This window comes from Lactobacillus sp. LL6, assembly GCF_007570935.1.
Lineage (GTDB): Bacteria > Bacillota > Bacilli > Lactobacillales > Lactobacillaceae > Lactobacillus.
The window spans coordinates 1,628,438-1,646,328 of the sequence record NZ_VLLR01000001.1 but is presented as its reverse complement, the minus strand read 5'-3'; the positions used below and the strand labels follow the sequence as shown (position 1 = coordinate 1,646,328).

Annotated in this window: 16 protein-coding genes; 11 read left to right on the top strand and 5 right to left on the bottom strand. The window is 33.1% G+C overall.

Features of this window, described 5'->3' with window-relative positions; translation table 11 throughout:
* Positions 1–44: 44 nt before the first annotated feature.
* From FOD82_RS07945 to FOD82_RS07920, 6 genes are all read left to right on the top strand, one after another.
* Positions 45–1,265: an extracellular solute-binding protein gene (locus FOD82_RS07945; protein WP_144355897.1), complete on the top strand. Its 1,221-nt coding sequence runs from the start codon at positions 45–47 to the stop codon at positions 1,263–1,265.
* Positions 1,266–1,326: 61 nt separating this feature from the next.
* A complete protein-coding gene (locus tag FOD82_RS07940) occupies positions 1,327–2,685 on the top strand; it encodes a sugar ABC transporter permease (RefSeq protein ID WP_144355896.1) in 1,359 nt (452 codons plus the stop codon).
* 5 nt (positions 2,686–2,690) lie between these two features.
* The gene (locus tag FOD82_RS07935; RefSeq protein ID WP_144355895.1) at positions 2,691–3,548 is read left to right on the top strand and encodes a sugar ABC transporter permease; all 858 of its coding nucleotides are present in this window, start codon (positions 2,691–2,693) and stop codon (positions 3,546–3,548) included.
* Between the two features lie 126 nt (positions 3,549–3,674).
* Positions 3,675–4,175 (top strand): O-acetyl-ADP-ribose deacetylase, encoded by a 501-nt coding sequence (locus FOD82_RS07930; protein ID WP_144355894.1) that lies wholly within the window; start codon positions 3,675–3,677, stop codon positions 4,173–4,175.
* A 320-nt stretch (positions 4,176–4,495) separates the two neighbouring features.
* The gene (locus FOD82_RS07925; RefSeq protein WP_144355893.1) at positions 4,496–5,119 is read left to right on the top strand and encodes an ATP-binding cassette domain-containing protein; all 624 of its coding nucleotides are present in this window, start codon (positions 4,496–4,498) and stop codon (positions 5,117–5,119) included.
* A complete protein-coding gene (locus FOD82_RS07920; RefSeq protein WP_144355892.1) occupies positions 5,106–6,248 on the top strand; it encodes a hypothetical protein in 1,143 nt (380 codons plus the stop codon). Before FOD82_RS07925 ends, FOD82_RS07920 begins: the two co-directional genes overlap by 14 nt.
* 121 nt (positions 6,249–6,369) lie before the next feature.
* On the opposite strand, the gene FOD82_RS07915 is transcribed toward FOD82_RS07920, so the two are convergent.
* Positions 6,370–7,614, bottom strand: a complete 1,245-nt coding sequence (locus FOD82_RS07915) for an MFS transporter (protein ID WP_144355891.1) — start codon at positions 7,612–7,614, stop codon at positions 6,370–6,372.
* A 133-nt stretch (positions 7,615–7,747) separates the two neighbouring features.
* Between FOD82_RS07915 and FOD82_RS07910 the strand changes: the two genes are divergently transcribed.
* On the top strand, positions 7,748–8,728 hold the full coding sequence (locus tag FOD82_RS07910; RefSeq protein WP_144355890.1) for a cytochrome C5: 981 nt from the start codon (positions 7,748–7,750) through the stop codon (positions 8,726–8,728).
* Positions 8,729–8,794: 66 nt separating this feature from the next.
* Here FOD82_RS07910 and FOD82_RS07905 read toward each other — a convergent pair whose 3' ends face one another.
* A complete protein-coding gene (locus FOD82_RS07905) occupies positions 8,795–9,154 on the bottom strand; it encodes an aggregation promoting factor surface protein (protein WP_186277738.1) in 360 nt (119 codons plus the stop codon).
* A 196-nt stretch (positions 9,155–9,350) separates the two neighbouring features.
* Between FOD82_RS07905 and FOD82_RS07900 the strand changes: the two genes are divergently transcribed.
* Positions 9,351–11,882, top strand: a complete 2,532-nt coding sequence (locus tag FOD82_RS07900; RefSeq protein WP_144355889.1) for a M1 family metallopeptidase — start codon at positions 9,351–9,353, stop codon at positions 11,880–11,882.
* 160 nt (positions 11,883–12,042) lie between these two features.
* Positions 12,043–13,539 carry a peptide MFS transporter gene (locus tag FOD82_RS07895; RefSeq protein ID WP_144355888.1) on the top strand — a complete coding sequence of 499 codons (1,497 nt, stop codon included), beginning with the start codon at positions 12,043–12,045 and terminating at the stop codon, positions 13,537–13,539.
* 160 nt (positions 13,540–13,699) lie between these two features.
* On the opposite strand, the gene FOD82_RS07890 is transcribed toward FOD82_RS07895, so the two are convergent.
* From FOD82_RS07890 to FOD82_RS07880, 3 genes are all read right to left on the bottom strand, one after another.
* Positions 13,700–14,659 (bottom strand): helveticin J family class III bacteriocin, encoded by a 960-nt coding sequence (locus FOD82_RS07890; protein WP_144355887.1) that lies wholly within the window; start codon positions 14,657–14,659, stop codon positions 13,700–13,702.
* Positions 14,660–14,765: 106 nt separating this feature from the next.
* A complete protein-coding gene (locus FOD82_RS07885; protein WP_144355886.1) occupies positions 14,766–15,395 on the bottom strand; it encodes an SLAP domain-containing protein in 630 nt (209 codons plus the stop codon).
* Positions 15,396–15,540: 145 nt separating this feature from the next.
* Entirely contained in the window at positions 15,541–16,743 is a 1,203-nt protein-coding gene (locus tag FOD82_RS07880; protein ID WP_144355885.1) for a L,D-transpeptidase family protein, read from the bottom strand.
* A gap of 153 nt (positions 16,744–16,896) precedes the next feature.
* Between FOD82_RS07880 and FOD82_RS07875 the strand changes: the two genes are divergently transcribed.
* Positions 16,897–17,700, top strand: a complete 804-nt coding sequence (locus FOD82_RS07875) for a DUF4931 domain-containing protein (RefSeq protein WP_144355884.1) — start codon at positions 16,897–16,899, stop codon at positions 17,698–17,700.
* Positions 17,690–17,872 carry a hypothetical protein gene (locus FOD82_RS07870; RefSeq protein ID WP_144355883.1) on the top strand — a complete coding sequence of 61 codons (183 nt, stop codon included), beginning with the start codon at positions 17,690–17,692 and terminating at the stop codon, positions 17,870–17,872. The genes FOD82_RS07875 and FOD82_RS07870 overlap by 11 nt, the downstream gene beginning before the upstream one ends.
* The last annotated feature ends 19 nt before the right edge of the window (positions 17,873–17,891 follow it).

Here is a 17,891-nt window from a genome sequence, read left to right as displayed (position 1 = left end):
TTAAGAAAAATGTTTTGTTTTTGATTTTATACGGAGGAAATATTATGAAGTTTTGGAAAAAGATGGCTTTAGGAAGTGCTGCTGTACTTGCAAGTGTAAGTTTAGCTGCTTGTTCTAATTCAAATAATTCATCTACTTCATCAAATAGTAATAAGAAGGCTAATTTGACTTTATGGGTTGATACTCAACAAGTTCCATACTACAAGCAAATTGCTAAGGAATTTACTAACAAGAATAAGAATATCAAGGTTCGTGTTGTTCAAAGTCCAAATGGTTCAGCTAATGCCAAAACCGATGTTGGTAAGGACCCATCAAAAGCTGCAGATGTATTTGAAGTACCAAATGACCAATTGGGGCAAATGGCAGAAGCTGGTTATATTAATCCACTTTCACCATCTGCAACTAAAGACATTAAAGCTAACTATGTAAGTGTTGCTTCAAAGGGTGTAACTTGGAAGAATAAGATTTATGCATATCCATATGCTCAACAAGCACAAACTATTTACTACAATAAGAGCAAACTTTCTGCAAATGATGTCAAATCTTGGAAGACTATGACTTCAAAAGGTGTAGTAGCTACTGACTTTACAAATGCTTACGTAATGTGGCCAGTAATGTTCTCAGCAGGTACAAAATTATTTGGTGATAATGGTCAAGAGCTTAAGGGTTCAACCTTTAATTCACAAAACGGTGTTAATGGTTTGAAGTGGTATGCAGCTCAAAAGAGCAATAAAGGTGTAATGCAAACTTCAAATGCCTTAAACCAATTAAAGAAGGGTAACGCTCAAGCTATCTTAGATGGTCCTTGGAATGCAGCTAATATTAAGAAGATTTTAGGCGATAACTTTGCTGTAGCAAAATATCCAACAATTGAAGTTGGCGGTAAAACTAAGCAAATGGAAGCATTTCTTGGTATTGAAGGCTTCGCTGTAAACTCACACACTAAAAATGCTAAAGCTGCTTCAGACTTAGCTGCTTATATTACTAATAAGAAAGCACAATTGATTGCCCATGATAAAGCTGGTCAAATTCCAGTATTGAAGGCTGCTGTAAACTCTAGTGCTGTTAAGAAGGATCCAGTTGCAGATGCTGTAATTGAAATGGCTAAACCTGGTAATTCTGTTCTTCAACCAATGCTTCCACAAATGGCTGCATTCTGGAACGGTTCAGCTCCACTTATCAGCGGTGCTTATGATGGTAAGATTAAGCCTAGTCAATATAAACCACAACTTGCTAAATTAGAAAAAGCAATTGAAAAGAAGTAATAAATTTTAAACATTGGGCTGGCTTATTACAGTCAGCCTTTTGTTTAGAGGGGGAGAAAATATGTTTAGAAGGAAAAAGCATGTAGCTCCTAAAGCAACTTATAAAGAAGTTTGGTCTAAAGGTGACCTTGCTACAAAGCTTTCATTTTTCATAATGGGATCAAATGCCTTAGCTAATAAGCAATGGGCAAAAGGATTCTCATTATTGATTTCAGAAATTGTCTTTTTAGTCTGGTTCTTCTTTAGTGGTATTTCCACTTTAAGTTTGCTTGCTACACTGGGTACTAATAAAACTAAGAAAGTTGTCTATGATGCGGCTCAAGGTGTTTATGTTACACAACAACCATCAAATTCTGTTTTAATTTTACTATTTGGTGTACTCGCAATTATTTTATGTATTGCAATTATTTGCTTATACATTGTTAACTTGCGTTCAACACGTCATAACTTTATTTTGAAGCGTGATGGGGAACATATTCCAACTAACATGCAAGAAATTAAAAGCCTATTTGATTCACGTCTTCATGCAACTTTAATGGTAATTCCACTTCTTGGAATCTTATTCTTTACCATTTTGCCAACAGTATTCATGATTTCAATGGCCTTTACTAACTATGATAGAGAACACCCAATTGCATTTTCATGGACTGGTTTTCAAGCTTTTGGAAATGTTTTAAGCGGTGACTTAGCTGGTACCTTCTTCCCAGTTCTTGGCTGGACCTTGATTTGGGCAGTGGCAGCTACTGCAACTACTTTCTTCTTCGGAGTTTTGCTTGCATTATTAATTGAGTCAAAAGGAATTAAGCATAAAGGATTTTGGAGAACTGTTTTTGTTATTGTATGGGCAGTGCCACAATTCGTATCACTTTTAATGATGGCCCAATTCTTAGATTATCAAGGTGCGCTTAACAATATCTTGATGAATATTGGAATGATTTCTCATCCAATTCACTTTATTGATAATCAAGCTTCACCATTGGTAGCTAGAATTACAGTTATTATTGTTAATATGTGGATTGGTATCCCAGTTTCGATGCTTGTTTCAACAGCTATTATTCAAAACTTACCGCAAGATCAAATTGAAGCTGCTAAAATTGATGGTGCAAATGCAGTACAAATTTTTCGTTCAATTACTTTCCCTCAAATTCTCTTTGTAATGGCCCCATCTCTTATTCAACAATTCATTGGAAATATCAACAACTTCAATGTTATCTTCCTTTTAACAGGAGGTGCTCCAATGAATAGTAAATATAACGGTGCAGGATCAACCGACCTTTTGGTAACGTGGCTGTATAACTTAACTTTTGGCCAAGAGCAACGTTATAATGCCTCAGCCGTTCTGGGTATCTTGATCTTTATCATTAGTGCTGTGGTATCGTTGATTGCATATCGTCATACTAATGCTTACAAGGAGGGCTAATAATTATGAAGTCTTATAAAAATCAGAGACGGCTCTCATTGATATTTCGCTATATTCTTTTAATTGCTTTGGCAATTATCTGGGTATTACCAATTGTGTGGATCGTCTTAGCAAGTTTTTCATATAATGATACTGGATTTGTTTCAACATTTTGGCCAGATAAGTTTACACTGCAGAATTATATTGGTATCTTTACTAATTCACAGTATCCATTTGTAAACTGGATTATTAATACTTTGATTGTTTCAATTGCTTCAATGATTGTTTCAACATTTTTGACGATTTCAGTAGCTTATGTATTATCACGTCTTCGTTTTAAATTTAGAAAGCCATTCTTACAAATTGCATTAGTTCTTGGAATGTTCCCAGGATTCATGTCAATGATTGCTCTTTACTACATTTTAAAGGGACTTAACATGTTGAACTTATTTGGTTTGTTCCTTGTGTATGTTGGTGGTGCTGGACTTGGCTTTTATGTTGCAAAAGGATTCTTTGATACTATTCCCCGGGCAATAGATGAAGCTGCAGAAATTGACGGTGCTACTAAATGGCAAGTATTTGTACATATTGGATTGCCACTTTCAAAGCCGATGATTGTTTATACTGCCCTTACTGCATTTATTGCACCATGGACTGACTTCATTTTCTCAGGTATTATTCTCTCCACTTCAGGAAATGCTAAGAATTACACAATTGCCTATGGATTGTACAACATGGTTCACACCGCAAAGGGTAACGCGACTGCATACTTTGCACAATTTGTTGCTGGGTGTGTTATCATTGCAATTCCAATCACAATCTTGTTTATCTTCATGCAAAAATTCTATGTAAATGGTATTACAGCAGGTGCTGATAAAGGATAGTATGATGAATAAAAATAAAAAAGTTTCTCATATTTTTGAGAAACTTTTTTATTTTTGCCTATTTTTTTACAGTTAGTGTTATTATAAAAGAGAGGACTGGAAGAGTGTCAGAAAGAAGTAAGAAATATGAGTAAGTTTCAAATTGTACAAGGTGACATTACTAAAATGAAAGCTGATGCAATTGTTAATGCAGCTAATAATTCTCTTCTTGGTGGTGCTGGAGTGGATGGAGCTATTCACAAAGCCGCTGGTCCTAAACTTATTGAAGAATGTATGACTTTAAATGGTTGTCGTAGCGGGGATGCAAAAATCACTAATGGCTACAGATTACCAGCAAAATATATTATTCATACAGTAGGACCTGTTTATGCTGGAAGAGAAATTGATAGCAGGGTTTTAAAGTCTTGTTATATCAACTCTCTTAATTTAGCAAAAGAAAAAAATCTTCACAGTATTATTTTTCCAGCAATTTCCACAGGAGCTTATGGCTATCCTGCTAAAGATGCTACTGAGATTGCTTTTGACACTGTTAATCGTTGGATTCAAGAAAATAGTAATTATGATATTGATGTAACTATGTGCGCTTATAATGACAAGATGTATCGCTTGTTTGAAGAAGTTGCGTAACAAATATTTTTGAGTAAAAATAAAACCATTTCCAAAGAATTATTTCCTAGGAAATGGTTTTTGATTTTACATATTTGAATAAGAAATGCCATGGGCAAAAATTAAAATTAATATGAAGTTGATGAGTAAAGTAAGTCCCGTAATCCAAAGTATAAAAAATAATTGACATTATGTGCAAATATATGTATTATGTTTTTTTACAAAAGCAATAAACGTTATCTGCACACTAATTTTTATAAGGGTGGATATTAATTAATAAAAATAAAAGGATAGAAAATCACAATTTTCTATCCTTTTAAATTAAACCAAGAGGAAAAGTTATGATTTCAGTAAAAGAGATGACCTTAAAGACTAGAGAAAAAATTTTAGATAATTTTAGCTATACTTTTGAAAAGAAAAACTTTTATCATATAGTTGCTGAAAATGGTGCAGGTAAGACAAGTTTTTTACGTGCATTAACTAGTTTAATCTCATATGATGGTCAAGTAACAATTGATGATGAACCTTTCGCAGAAAAGAAAAATAAAGTATTTTTCTTTGAGTCAAATGAGTGGCTAAATCCTAATTTAACAGCTAAAGATTATCTACAAATGATTGAGTTTCAGTGGAATTCATCGCTTTCTATTAAGAAGGAAGCCCATTTGTGGGGAGTAGATGAATATTGGAATGTTCCAATAAAAAAATATTCTTTAGGAATGAAGCAAAAACTTATTATTGCAATGTATTTTTTGAGTGATGCCGATTATTTTTTAATGGATGAAATAACCAATGGATTAGATCAATCCAGTCGGCAAAAATTTTATGATCAATTAAAACAAAAACTGCAACATAAATGTATTATTTATACTTCTCATTATGCTGATAAAATTGAAGTTACTCCACTAATTAGATTGAATTTAGAAAATCTAACAATGAAGGAACAAAAAATTGATGAATTATCTTAAATTTCAAATAAAAAAAGTAACAAAAAATAACTTAATAATTATTACTGTAGGACTGTTAATCGTATTAAGTTTTGTAGTACTAATTTTAAATAAAAACGCTGCTACTCAAATGTCCTTAGAAAGTGAAGCCTATGGAAATCAAGCGTTACAACAGAAGAATATTAAAGAAAGTAAAGCTGATTTAAAAAATTTCCCTAAAAATAGTGAGCGTTATAAAGTTGCTCAAGAAGATTTAACTAGCAATGAGGCAGAGCTTGAAAAAACTAATACCCTAATAAAAGAGTTAAAAAATAAAAATTGGGAAAAAGTTTATAAAATTAAATATAGTAACTTATTAAAGGCAGATAAATATACTTTTCAGGATAAAAGTGCTACACAAACCGAAAAGTTTTACTTGAATAAGAATTTGGCTTTATTTGCCTATTTAAAAAGGCATCCTTTACCATATCAAACAGATCCGCCTAGTGAAGGTTATATGTTTTTAACTGATTTAAATCAGCTATATTTACCTATAATATTTAGTGTAATTGCAGTTTTTATGCTTACGCAATTATATACTTCAAGTTATAAAAATAAAGTTGATATTGACTCCTTAATTCCTTTGCAAAGTAATAAGAAAATTTTATATAATTCTTTGTCTGGAGTCATCATAGTAGGTTTTATCTATATATTAGTTAATTTATTAGTATTTATAGGTTCAAGTATATTATTTGGAACCGGTAGTATCGACTATCCTTTTTATATTTATACTAGCGAATCAGCGGGTTACTATACTCCAGTAAGGAATATATTTATGCCTTCAATAATATTAAGTTTTTTAGGTATTGGTTTCATAGTGGTAATGATGCAATTGATTTCTAAATTATTAAAAGATCAATTACCAACTTTATTTATAGGAATAGTATTACTAGTTGGTTTTAATATGGCTACTGCATTTATAGTACCTTTGAAAAATATTGCTCCTTATTTACCGACTACTTACTTAAATAGTATAAAGACAGTATCTGGAGAATTAGCCTTTCAAATTGGTAATTTTAATGTAAATTACACGAATGGAGTAATTAGTCTTTTTACTGGAATAGTAATAGCTAGTGCTTCATTACAATTGTTAAATTTAAAAAATAAATAAAGAGTATAAAATCACAAAAATCGTTAATAGTCTTGGTTCCATAAGCCTAGATATATTAACGATTTTATTTTTGGTTTTTATTTAAATTTAGTTGAAATAGTTTTTCTGTAGATTCTGTTGTTTATCTATTTGAATAAGAAATGCCATGAGCAAAAATTAAAATTAATATGAAATTAATGAGTAAAGTAAGTCCAGTAATCCAAAATACAGTTGCATAATTTGAAAAACCTGAAATAGCTGACCCCATCAGAGATCCCATAACAGAACCGACAGCCTGGAATGATTGGTTATATGAAAAGATACGTCCAAAACTTTCACTTGGTGTATTTAAAGTTAGCACAGTTTGTGCGGCTGGAAGCATTCCCGCACTAGCAATTCCAAGCAAAAATCTAAGTCCAGCCAACACCCATGGTGAATTAGTTATTGCCATTGGAACAAATAGAACAAAACCAACAACAAGTCCAATTCTGAGAACTTTAAGTGGTCCTATTTCGTCCATTTTATGTCCAATCTTGGAAGCTGCAATCGATGTTCCCAGACCAGGAGTAGCTGCAACAATACCAGCAACTAATGCAACATCTCTACTATTAGGCATCATGGACTTTACGTATAATGAAACAATTGGATCAATTGACATAGTAGAAGATTGAACAAGCATTGTAGTTATAAACATAATTATAATAAGTTTTACACTTGGTAAACTTTTCATAATTTCACCAATTGGTTTCATCTTTTCACGAGAAATAGGAGTAAAGTCTTCATGAACAAAGAATGTAGTTCCTAGAAATACTAAGAACATTAAAACACCAGTGATAAAGAATGGAATTCGATATCCCCATGCACCACCAAGCATATTTCCAAAGAAACTAGAAAGCGTACCTCCAAGAAGAGGACCAACTAAATTACCAGCAGTTCCAGCGGTCATCATTTGACTCATTACCCAGCCACTACGATTATGAGGCGTTTCTCCTGCCATTAATGCTGTCGCATTATTAATATATCCGGAAAAAGACCCCTGAATAAAACGCATAACAACAATATAAACTGCATTAGGTGCAAATCCGGTTAAGGTAATAGTTAAGGCCATTACGCCACTTGCTCGCATACACATTAACTTTCGCCCTTTTCTGTCAGCTAAGCTACCCCAATAAGGTGAAACAATAGCTTGAGCGATAAAAGTCATGGCAAAAGCCAATCCTGAATAAAGATTAATTTGAAGTTTTGTATAGTTTCCTAAATCTGAAATAAACAATGAAATAAATGGCATTGTCATTGAATATCCCATTCCTGTGATAAAGCAACCTAGCCATAAAGTATAAAAAGCTTTATGCCAACCTGTAGGTAGTTTTGACTTCTCTTGAGTCACAATTTCATCTTCTTTTTTTAAAATACTTAGCTTTTATTGTAACATATTTCAAAAATTACTAAATTTCACTTAATTGTTAACTTATTGCAAATAAACTATGCTAGCATATTTTCTTAGAAGGGAGTGCTAGCTTATGGCACATATGTCGCGTCGCGAATATAGAATGAAAAATGCAAAAAATTCGCAAGGAACAAGCAGTTCCAAGGCTAATTTTGCTAAAAATAAAAGTATTAATAGGGAAGAGTTTAGAAATAGTCGTCAAAAACCTCAAATGAGTTCAGCAAATATTGCACAAAATATTACAACTCGAGAAGATAAGCGTCATACTTTAAACTTTTGGGACATTTTTGCAGATCGTCCATATGTTGCAGTAGCGGTAATAGTAGTTGCAATTATTTTAATTATGGTTAAGCTCTGGTGGGGACTTTTAATTCTAGCTGGAATAGTTATCATAGGAATCAGTGTGATAGGTAATAGTCATCATCCTAACCAAGTCTTAAGTTTAGAGTTTAAGATGAAAGCTTCCAGAAGATTGAGTATGCTTCGTGCAATTCAGTTTGGTGGGTCAATTTTGATGTTTTTAGCAACTTATATGAAACAAGTAGTATCAGTAGACTTTTCTTCAGCAGGTTCTACTGATAGTTTTCAAGTTATTACGGGACTTTTATCTAATCGTGGTGGGGCATATGGTCAACAGGGAACATATTTTTTAAACTTGCTCAATACGTTCACCGGAGGACAATTATGGAGTTCATATCGTTATGCAACCAATAGTGCTCAAATGATGAGTTCACCATCTGGACGCTGGATTGTAATGTGGATATTTGTTTTGATGATTGCGCCAGCTTTTTGTGTACTTTCGCAATTCTTTAAGGAACCATATTCACGCAATTCTGCACTTATTGCTTCTATTATTTCTGCAATATCTTTTGTTTTAACTCCAGTATTAATGCGTCATTGGGTAGTTGCTTACGCTATGGAAAACAATATGAGTCAGCAAGCGGCAAATAATGCTGTTAAAGTTGGAGGTATGGCTTATGTAGCAATTATCTGCTCAGTTGTTGTTTTATTAATTTCACTATATCGTTTTATTAAACAAGATAAATTTGAATAAAAAAATACAGCCTGATCAAATTGATCAAGCTGTATTTTTTATTACTGGGAATTAATTTAAATTGTATTAATACCAGTGGTGACTAAGCCAAAATCTCTTAGCATTTACCCATGAACCATAACGACCATAAACGTAGTTATCAGCAGTTCTTTCTTGGTTCTTCTTTGAGTAATCACCATGCAAGTAACCAATGTTTAATTGATAGCGACCATAACAAACACCATTTCTTGCAGTGTAGCTGCCGCCACTTTCACGCATTGCAATCCAATGCTTAGCTGCTTTTTCTTTCTTAGATAATTTTCTAGTAGCAGCTTGAACAGTAGTGTTTGAACTGTTAGCAGTAATGGTTTGAACTGCAACAACAGCAGTGAAAGCTAAAGCGATAGCTGCGATTAATTTAACAATAGTAGATTTAAAATTATTCATTATTCTTAATTTCATTCCCCGTAAACTTAACTATTTCTTAATGACTATGCTTATATATTACATGGTGAATATGACAACAATGTTACAAAACGACCACGAGAGGCTTACAATCCTATGTTTTTAGCGTTTTTAATGTAACATTTAAAGTTTTTTGCTAAAATTAAGAAAAATAGTTCCGTATATAGGAGGTTAAAAAATGGCAGTAAAACGTTTTTACGAAACTTTCCACCCAGAACATTATGATCTTTTTATTGATGTCAACCGGGGCAAAAAATTAATTAGCGGTACTTCAACTATTACTGGTGAAGCACAAGATGACACAGTTTTTATTAATCAAAAATACATGACAATTTCCGCAGTTCGTGCTGATGGAGAAGATGTAGAGTTTGAAGTTAGTGATAAAGATGAAGCAATTAAAATCAATTTAGGTAGAACTGGTAAGACTACTATTGCAATTGATTATACTGCTCCACTTACTGACACAATGATGGGGATTTATCCTTCTTATTACGAATTTAATGGTGAAAAGAAGCAAATTATCGGGACCCAATTTGAAACTACATTTGCTAGACAAGCTTTCCCTTCAGTTGATGAACCTGAAGCAAAGGCTACTTTTACTTTATCTCTTAAGTGGGATGAAAAACCTGGTGAAATCGCACTTGCTAACATGCCTGAAACTGAAGTCGTTGATGGTGTCCACCATTTTGAAGAAACAGTTCGCATGTCAACTTATCTTGTAGCCTTTGCCTTTGGTGAACTTCAATCAAAAATCACCGAAACTAAAAATGGTATCAAGGTTGGTGTATTTGCCACTAAAGCTCATAAACCAAAAGAACTTGATTTTGCTTTAGATATTGCAAAACGTGCGATTGATTTTTATGAAGAATTTTATGAAACTCCATATCCATTACCACACTCATGGCAATTGGCACTTCCTGATTTTTCAGCAGGAGCTATGGAAAACTGGGGTCTTATCACTTATCGTGAAGCATATCTCCTTTTAGATCCAGATAATACTACTCTTGAAAATAAAAAGCTGGTTGCAACAGTTATTACTCACGAATTAGCTCACCAATGGTTTGGTGATTTGGTAACTATGAAGTGGTGGGACAACTTATGGCTTAATGAAAGTTTTGCTAATATGATGGAATATCTTTCAGTGGATCATTTAGAACCAAATTGGCATATTTGGGAAATGTTCCAAACAAGCGAAGCTCCTCAAGCACTTCAAAGAGATGCTACCGATGGGGTACAGTCAGTTCATGTTGAAGTTAATGATCCGGCTGAAATTGATGCCCTGTTTGATCCAGCAATTGTTTATGCTAAGGGATCAAGACTTCTTGTCATGGTTCGTTCACTTTTAGGCGATGAAGCTCTTAGAAAAGGACTTAAATACTACTTTGATCATCATAAGTTTGATAATGCCACAGGTGACGACTTATGGAATGCTTTGTCTACTGCAACTGATTTGAATATTGGTGAAATTATGCATTCTTGGCTTGAACAACCGGGCTATCCAGTTGTTACAGCTAAAATTGATGACAACGGGGACCTTATTTTAAGTCAAAAACAATTCTTCATTGGTGATGGAGAAGATAAGGGAAGAACTTGGCAAATTCCTTTGAATGCTAATTTTGATGCACCAACAATTATGAAGGATAAAGAAATTAACTTGGGTAATTATAAGGATTTGCGTGATAAAGCAGGTCATCCTCTTCGTTTAAATGTTGGTAATAATTCTCATTTTATTGTTGAATATGATAAGACTTTGCTTGATGATATTTTAGCTGATACTGATGAACTTGATTCAATTGCTAAGCTTCAAATTTTGCAAGATTTAAGACTTTTAGCACAAGGTGGACAAATTTCTTATGCTACAATTGTTCCGCTTCTTGCAAAATTTGCAAATTCTAAATCTAGTTTAGTAATTACTGCTCTTTATGCAACTGCTGCAAAATTACGTGAATTTGTAAAGCCTGGTTCAGGGGATGAAAAGAATTTAAAGAAGTTCTATGATGACCTTTCAGTAGAACAAGTTGCGCGTCTTGGCTGGATTCCAAAGAAGGGCGAAAGTGATGAAGATGCACAAATTCGACCACTTGAACTTAGTGCAAGTATTTATGCGGGCAATCCTGAATCAATTAAAGAAGCCCATAAGATTTTTGTTGAAAATGAGGATAACTTAGAGGCAATTAATGCTGATATTCGTCCTTATGTTTTGATTAGTGAAGTCAAAAACTTTGGCGGTCATAATTTAATGGCAATGCTAATTAAAGATTACCAAAAAACTTCTGATGCTTCATATAAAGCCGATATTCGTCTTGCATCAACTAGCTCTGTAGATATTGCTGAAATTAATAAGATTGTAGGCTACTTTGAAGATGCTAATGTAATTAAGCCACAAGATTTACGTGGCTGGTATCGTGGTGTTCTTGCTAATTCTCATGGTCAACAAGCTGCTTGGAATTGGCTTCGTGAAGATTGGGATTGGCTTGAAAAGACAGTTGGTGGCGATATGGAATTTGCTACATTTATTACTGTTACTGCTTATGTATTCCATACCCCAGAGCGACTTGAAGAATTTAAGAAGTTCTTTGAACCCAAAATTAATACTCCAGGTTTAACTCGTGAAATTAAAATGGATATTAAAGTAATTGAAACTAAGGTCAACTTGATTGAAAAAGAAAAAGATGCTGTGAATGGCGCAATTGAAGTTGAAATTAACTAAAAATAAATAATAACTAAAAAAATAGAAACTTATGTATAAATAAGTTTCTATTTTTGTTTATATACAGTATACATATACAGCATATATTGACTAATCCCCTACTAATCAAATATAATTAACATTAATACTCACTTACCTAATTTAAGGGGGAAAATTGTTAATGAGTAATAAAAAGAATATTGATACGGCTTTCTTTGGTCAACCGAGAGGTCTTTCCACACTCTTCTTCACAGAAATGTGGGAAAGATTTAGTTACTATGGCATGAGAGCCATTCTGCTCTTCTACATGTATTATGCAGTAAGTGCAGGCGGACTTGGAATGAGCCAGACAACGGCAGCTAGTGTAATGTCGATTTATGGTTCACTTGTTTATTTATCTAGTGTTGTAGGGGGCTGGCTTTCAGACCGTGTATGGGGACCTAGAAGAACTGTTTTCTTCGGTGGTGTCCTCATCATGTTTGGTCATATTGTTTTAGCCTTTCCATGGGGATTAGCAGCACTTTATAGCTCAATTGCCTTAATTGTTGTAGGTACTGGTCTTTTAAAGCCAAATGTATCTGACATGGTTGGTAGTCTTTATTCAGAAAATGACCGTCGCCGTGATGCAGGGTTCAGTATGTTTGTTTTCGGTATTAATTTAGGATCTGCAATTGCTCCTATCTTAGTGCCATGGGCATCTAATGGCTTTGGTTTCCATGCTTTTGGTAATCATTATAATTTCCATGCTGGATTCTCACTTGCAGCAATCGGTATGTTTATTGGACTTGTTCAATACTACTTCGATGGTAAAAAATACTTGCCAGAAGCAGGAATGTATCCAAACGATCCAATTGAACGTAAAGATTTAAATAAGATTATTCAAAAAGTAGTTATTGGTGTTGTAATTGTAGTTGCTCTTTTAGTAGTAATGGCATTAATGGGACAATTGAACATTGATAATATCATTAATTTGCTAACCATTTTAGCAATTGCGATTCCTGTTTACTACTTTGTAATTATGCTTCGCAGTCCAAAGGTGTCTAAGGTTGAACGCTCACGTGTATGGGCTTATGTACCTTTGTTTATTGCTGCAGCAATTTTCTGGGGAATTGAAGAATCTGGTTCTGTTGTTTTAGCACTTTTTGCTGAACAACGTACAGTACTTCATATTGGAAACTGGCACTTTGCAGCTGCTAACTTCCAAACTTTAAACCCTGTTTTCATCATGATTTTGACACCATTCTTTGTATGGCTTTGGGAAAATTGGAAAAAACAACCAAGTGCACCTACTAAGTTTGCGGCAGGGTTGGTATTTGCTGGACTTTCCTATATGTGGATGGCAATTCCAGGTTGGTTGTTTGGTACTAGTGACCGTGTTAGTCCATTCTGGCTTGTTGGTTCATGGTTTATTGTTGAAATTGCAGAAATGCTTATTTCACCAATTGGACTTTCTGTAACAACTAAGCTTGCACCAAAAGCATTTAAGTCACAGATGATGAGTATGTGGTTCTTGGCAGACGCTGCAGGACAAGCTGTAAACGCACAAATTGTTAAATACTACTCAAGTGCTACAGAAGTACCTTACTTCTTGATTGTTGGTATTGTTAGTGTAATCTTTGGTATTGTGATGCTATTCTTTGCTAAAAAGATTCACTCACTTATGGCTGGAGTAAATTAAATAATAAAAATAATGGTCAAACTTGGCCATTATTTTTTTGCAAAAAAATCCCATATATGGGTATTCTTAAAGCTTAATTAGTTAAATAGTGAGATAATAATTCTTTATATAAAAAATCCTCTCCCAGAGTTGATTGCTCTGGGAGAGGGATTAAAACTACTTACCATGTAATTCTAAATATTTGATTTCCAATGGTACTGTTACCGTCTTTACTATGATATGCAACGGTCAAATATAAATCGTTGTTTCCTATTACTTGGATACCTTCAAGCTCAGTAGGATATCCAACAAAATTAGTATCTAATCGACTATCTTTAGTAAGGTTATGTATTTCCCAATTATTGAAGTTTTGCCAATTAAATTTTACTAATTTTCTTTCAGATGCGTTAGGTTTATCTGGAGAATATTGACTAGAAATATAAATATTTTTACTGTCATCAATATCATAACCTTGAATAGAATTAATGCGCCCTACAAAATTATCAATGTCAATATAAGGAGCTACTTTATATGGAGATAAATCACTGATAGTGACATTGCTAGAACCGTTATTATTTAATGCGTTATTAACTTTAGCAAGATCATATAAAGCAAAATGGCCAGAATTATTTGTCCAAACTGTGGCTATCATTAGATAGTGGTAACTTGGGGACACAGCGGCTTCTACTCTGTAGATATGTTGTCCACTCCAATTACCGTTAGTAATCTCTACTAAGTTTGAGATACGAGATATTTGAGTATTTTTACTATAAGTACCAGGATATGTTAATCTACCTATTTGAATAGTCCATTTTTTGTCATTGGATTTAGTTCCGATAAACCATCCTCCATTAAAGTTATTTTGATTTTTTCCTCCTGCGTATTCCCAAGTTTGAGTGTGACCACCAGCGGCATCTTTATGAGTATTATTATTTATATCTTGAGTAGTGCGACCAATCATTTTTAATCCTGGAGATGGGAAGTTTAATGTTTGACCATTATAAGTTGCATTATATGTTCGACTTACATAGGTATCATTTTTATACATTTGTAAGGCATAAGTATATTTTGAACCTATATTTGCTTTTTGAACTACTCGTGCAAAGGGAGTATTTAACTTAGCTTTTAATGTAATTTCCATTTGAATTACCTTCTTTGATTATAAATCTAAGTTTTTATCTCTACTTTTATTATAATGCAATTAAATAAAGATTCAAAAATAACGATTTGTTTTCATGAGTTAATTTCTAAATACTTTCCTTAGATTGAAGAAGAAGAGGAGTACGTGGTTGAATTACATCATATATTAGTAAGTAATGATTAGTTCCGTAGACACGATAAAAGTTTCTTCCTTGTGGCCAGTTTGGTTTTAAATTAAATAAGCCATTAACTTTAAGAATTGTGTTTTTCGCTACTCTTTCTTTTGTTTTATTACCGTTTATATCGTAAAAATAGGTATCTTTTTTAATAATTATTTTTCCTGAAGTGGCGATTAATTCTTGGTTATTAATACTTTTTACATTAGCTACTTTTATATATTCGTTATCCTTGATATTATAATACGCATGTTTATTTATTATAGTATATGGGAGCCAAAGTTTAGTAATTTTTCCAGAAGAATAATAAAGTGTATAGTATTTTTTATTTTTACTAAGTTTTACAATTCTACCTTTAGCTATAGTGGATTCGTTTTTTAAATACTTTTTATTTTTCATAATTCTTTTTCCGTTTTTATTATAAATATAAGAATTATGATTAAAAGTAATTGGTGTATTATTAGTTGATGCTATAGCAGGCGTTTTTAGAAAAATTAATAAAAAGATTGAAAAAATAATAAATATAAATGGTGCAATTATTAGTGTATTTCTTTTATTCATTTGTTATAAATCCTTTCTAAAAATATAATGGTAATTCATCTTTATTTTACAATACAAAGGGAATAATAAGGATGAATTTGACTTCTTTATACAAAAATCCCTTCCCAGAGTTGATTGCTCTGGGAGAGGGATTTATAATTTCTTATTAATAAATTACAACTGGTTCATCCTTGATTACATTGCTCCATACGCTGTGGATTTCGCTTGGACGAATATTTACACATCCATGGGAGCCTCCAGAAAGATATGCTGACTTAGACCAGTTAGTTCTCCAGCTTGCATCATGGAAGCCACATCCACTAAGTGTAAATGGCATCCAGTATTGAACTGGGGATGAATATCTTGAGCCATCATCATTAAACCCGCGCAATGTACTTGGTGACTCTTTGTACATTACGTACCAAACACCAACAGGTGTTTTATTATCGCCACTGTTAGTTCCAGTTACGACATCGTTTAAGTGAACTGCAACTTTGCCTTTTCTAACAACCCATAATTCTTGGTTCTTAATAGAAACAACGGCATAGTTTTCACCAAGACCATGGTTGCTCTTGCCATAGCCATGTTCATATGTACTAAAGCCATCTCCATAGAGGTACTTACTACCATCTAAAGTCTTATCACCATTCATAAATGCTTGTTCAACAGCTGCTTGGGCCTTTTTAACGTAAACTCCCCAGCCATAGCTTTCATTTTTAACAGTGATGGTTTTACCTTTTACACTATTGCCAGATGGAACTTGAACTTTGTAACTCTTATGAAGAGTGGAAACTTCTTTGTTAATATCGTTAAGTTTCTTAGTTAAATTCTTCACATCAATGAATTGATACTTACCATTTTTATAGTTGGCTTCGGTAATTAAATCCTTAGCCTTTAAGTTATATTCTTTACCATCAATCTTATAAGTTACACTTGCGTTATGAACTTTTGTAAGCTTTTCTTTAGCTTGATCGTATTCTTTGGAAGTATAATTGTACTTCTTGTTAGTTGGCATATCAGTATGCTGTTGATCAAAGTACTTTTGAACTTGTTCTTTACTGATCGTGGTAATTTCAGGATCACGTTCTGCTACTACTTTATCATCTTTTAGATGAATGACATTGGTAGCTTTTTTGTTGATTTTTTCGGTTGCTTTTGCAACAGTTAGATTGCCAACATCTATACCATAGATTTTTACATTAGGATTGAAGTGTGTAGTCGCAAATGTGCGTGCCTTCGCTTCTCCTTTGACATGTTCACTATGAATCATAAATCCAGCAGCAATAGCTACCACTAATACTAGTGCACCAATAACCAAATAAAGATTATTGCGCTTGTTTTTCTGTCTTAAGTTTTTTCTAGAATCCATTATGTTTAACACCCACTAATTGAGAATATGCGTTTGCTTAACAGTTTATCAGCTAATTGCTTTTTGGTAAAGGCATTAGCTTTTATAAGAATATTTTAGTCTTTTTCTACTATAATAAAAAGTACAAAATGAAATTATAAGGGGATATTGATAATGAATAATGATCCAATTGTCTTTCAAATGGAGCAGGCCAAAGGTAAGCCACAATCTTATCGAAAAAGTAAGCACAAAAAGATATGTCCATTTTGCGATATTGATAATTTAACTGATATTTATGAACAAGATGGTGAAATTATTTGGCTAAAAAACAAATTTCCCACTTTGCGTGATACTCTTCAAACTGTATTAATTGAATCAAGTAATCATCATGGAGATATTTCAACGTATTCAATTGAACATAATCGAAAAGTTATTAAGTTTGCACTTCATGTTTTTGAAAAGATGAATAGTAGCAAAAAATTCCAATCAGTAGTTTGGTACAAGAATTATGGTCCCAATTCTGGTGGGTCCTTGATTCATCCGCATATGCAGATTGTGGGACTAGAGCATGAGAATGGTTATAAGTATATTCATCCAAATAATTTTGAAGGTGAAACTTTATTTAATAATGGAAATGTAGAAGTAAATATTGCTCAACATCCAGTTCAAGGCTACACTGAACTTAATATTAATACTTTGAATAAAAACAATCTTGATTTATGGGCGGATTGGATTAGAAGTGGTGCTAAATATATGCTTAATGTTATGTATGATGGCAGATGTGATTCTTATAATCTTTTCTTTTATCCACGTGAGCAAGACGGTTATTGTGCAAAATTTATTACACGCTTTAATGCTCCACCATATTTTGTTGGGTATAAATTATCACAAGTTAATGATGAGATAACATTAGATAAAGAAGCTCATCGTTTTAGAAAGTTTTTTGATGAAGGGTCAAAGTTAGAAAATGAAAAATGATTGGAAGTCTAAAATAATTTTTGCAATTCAATTCATAATTAACGAGCTTTTTGCTTTTGAGCTATGGCTAGAAGTTAGTGCTTATGTTAATGAGATTATTTCAATTATTGTACTAGTCACTTTGCTTGCTCTAGGATATGCTTTGACAGTTAAATTTGAGAATGAAAAATAAAAGCTGCTACATCCACTTT

Excerpts from the sequence above, each read along its gene's own strand:
- FOD82_RS07925 (WP_144355893.1), top strand. The coding sequence starts at position 4,496 with ATGATTTCAGTAAAAGAGATGACCTTAAAGACTAGAGAAAAAATTTTA.
- FOD82_RS07900 (WP_144355889.1), top strand. The coding sequence starts at position 9,351 with ATGGCAGTAAAACGTTTTTACGAAACTTTCCACCCAGAACATTATGAT.
- FOD82_RS07880 (WP_144355885.1), bottom strand. The coding sequence starts at position 16,743 with ATGGATTCTAGAAAAAACTTAAGACAGAAAAACAAGCGCAATAATCTT.
- FOD82_RS07890 (WP_144355887.1), bottom strand. The coding sequence starts at position 14,659 with ATGGAAATTACATTAAAAGCTAAGTTAAATACTCCCTTTGCACGAGTA.
- FOD82_RS07875 (WP_144355884.1), top strand. The coding sequence starts at position 16,897 with ATGAATAATGATCCAATTGTCTTTCAAATGGAGCAGGCCAAAGGTAAG.
- FOD82_RS07935 (WP_144355895.1), top strand. The coding sequence starts at position 2,691 with ATGAAGTCTTATAAAAATCAGAGACGGCTCTCATTGATATTTCGCTAT.
- FOD82_RS07885 (WP_144355886.1), bottom strand. The coding sequence starts at position 15,395 with ATGAATAAAAGAAATACACTAATAATTGCACCATTTATATTTATTATT.
- FOD82_RS07910 (WP_144355890.1), top strand. The coding sequence starts at position 7,748 with ATGGCACATATGTCGCGTCGCGAATATAGAATGAAAAATGCAAAAAAT.
- FOD82_RS07905 (WP_186277738.1), bottom strand. The coding sequence starts at position 9,154 with ATGAATAATTTTAAATCTACTATTGTTAAATTAATCGCAGCTATCGCT.
- FOD82_RS07895 (WP_144355888.1), top strand. The coding sequence starts at position 12,043 with ATGAGTAATAAAAAGAATATTGATACGGCTTTCTTTGGTCAACCGAGA.
- FOD82_RS07930 (WP_144355894.1), top strand. The coding sequence starts at position 3,675 with ATGAGTAAGTTTCAAATTGTACAAGGTGACATTACTAAAATGAAAGCT.
- FOD82_RS07945 (WP_144355897.1), top strand. The coding sequence starts at position 45 with ATGAAGTTTTGGAAAAAGATGGCTTTAGGAAGTGCTGCTGTACTTGCA.
- FOD82_RS07940 (WP_144355896.1), top strand. The coding sequence starts at position 1,327 with ATGTTTAGAAGGAAAAAGCATGTAGCTCCTAAAGCAACTTATAAAGAA.
- FOD82_RS07920 (WP_144355892.1), top strand. The coding sequence starts at position 5,106 with ATGAATTATCTTAAATTTCAAATAAAAAAAGTAACAAAAAATAACTTA.
- FOD82_RS07870 (WP_144355883.1), top strand. The coding sequence starts at position 17,690 with ATGAAAAATGATTGGAAGTCTAAAATAATTTTTGCAATTCAATTCATA.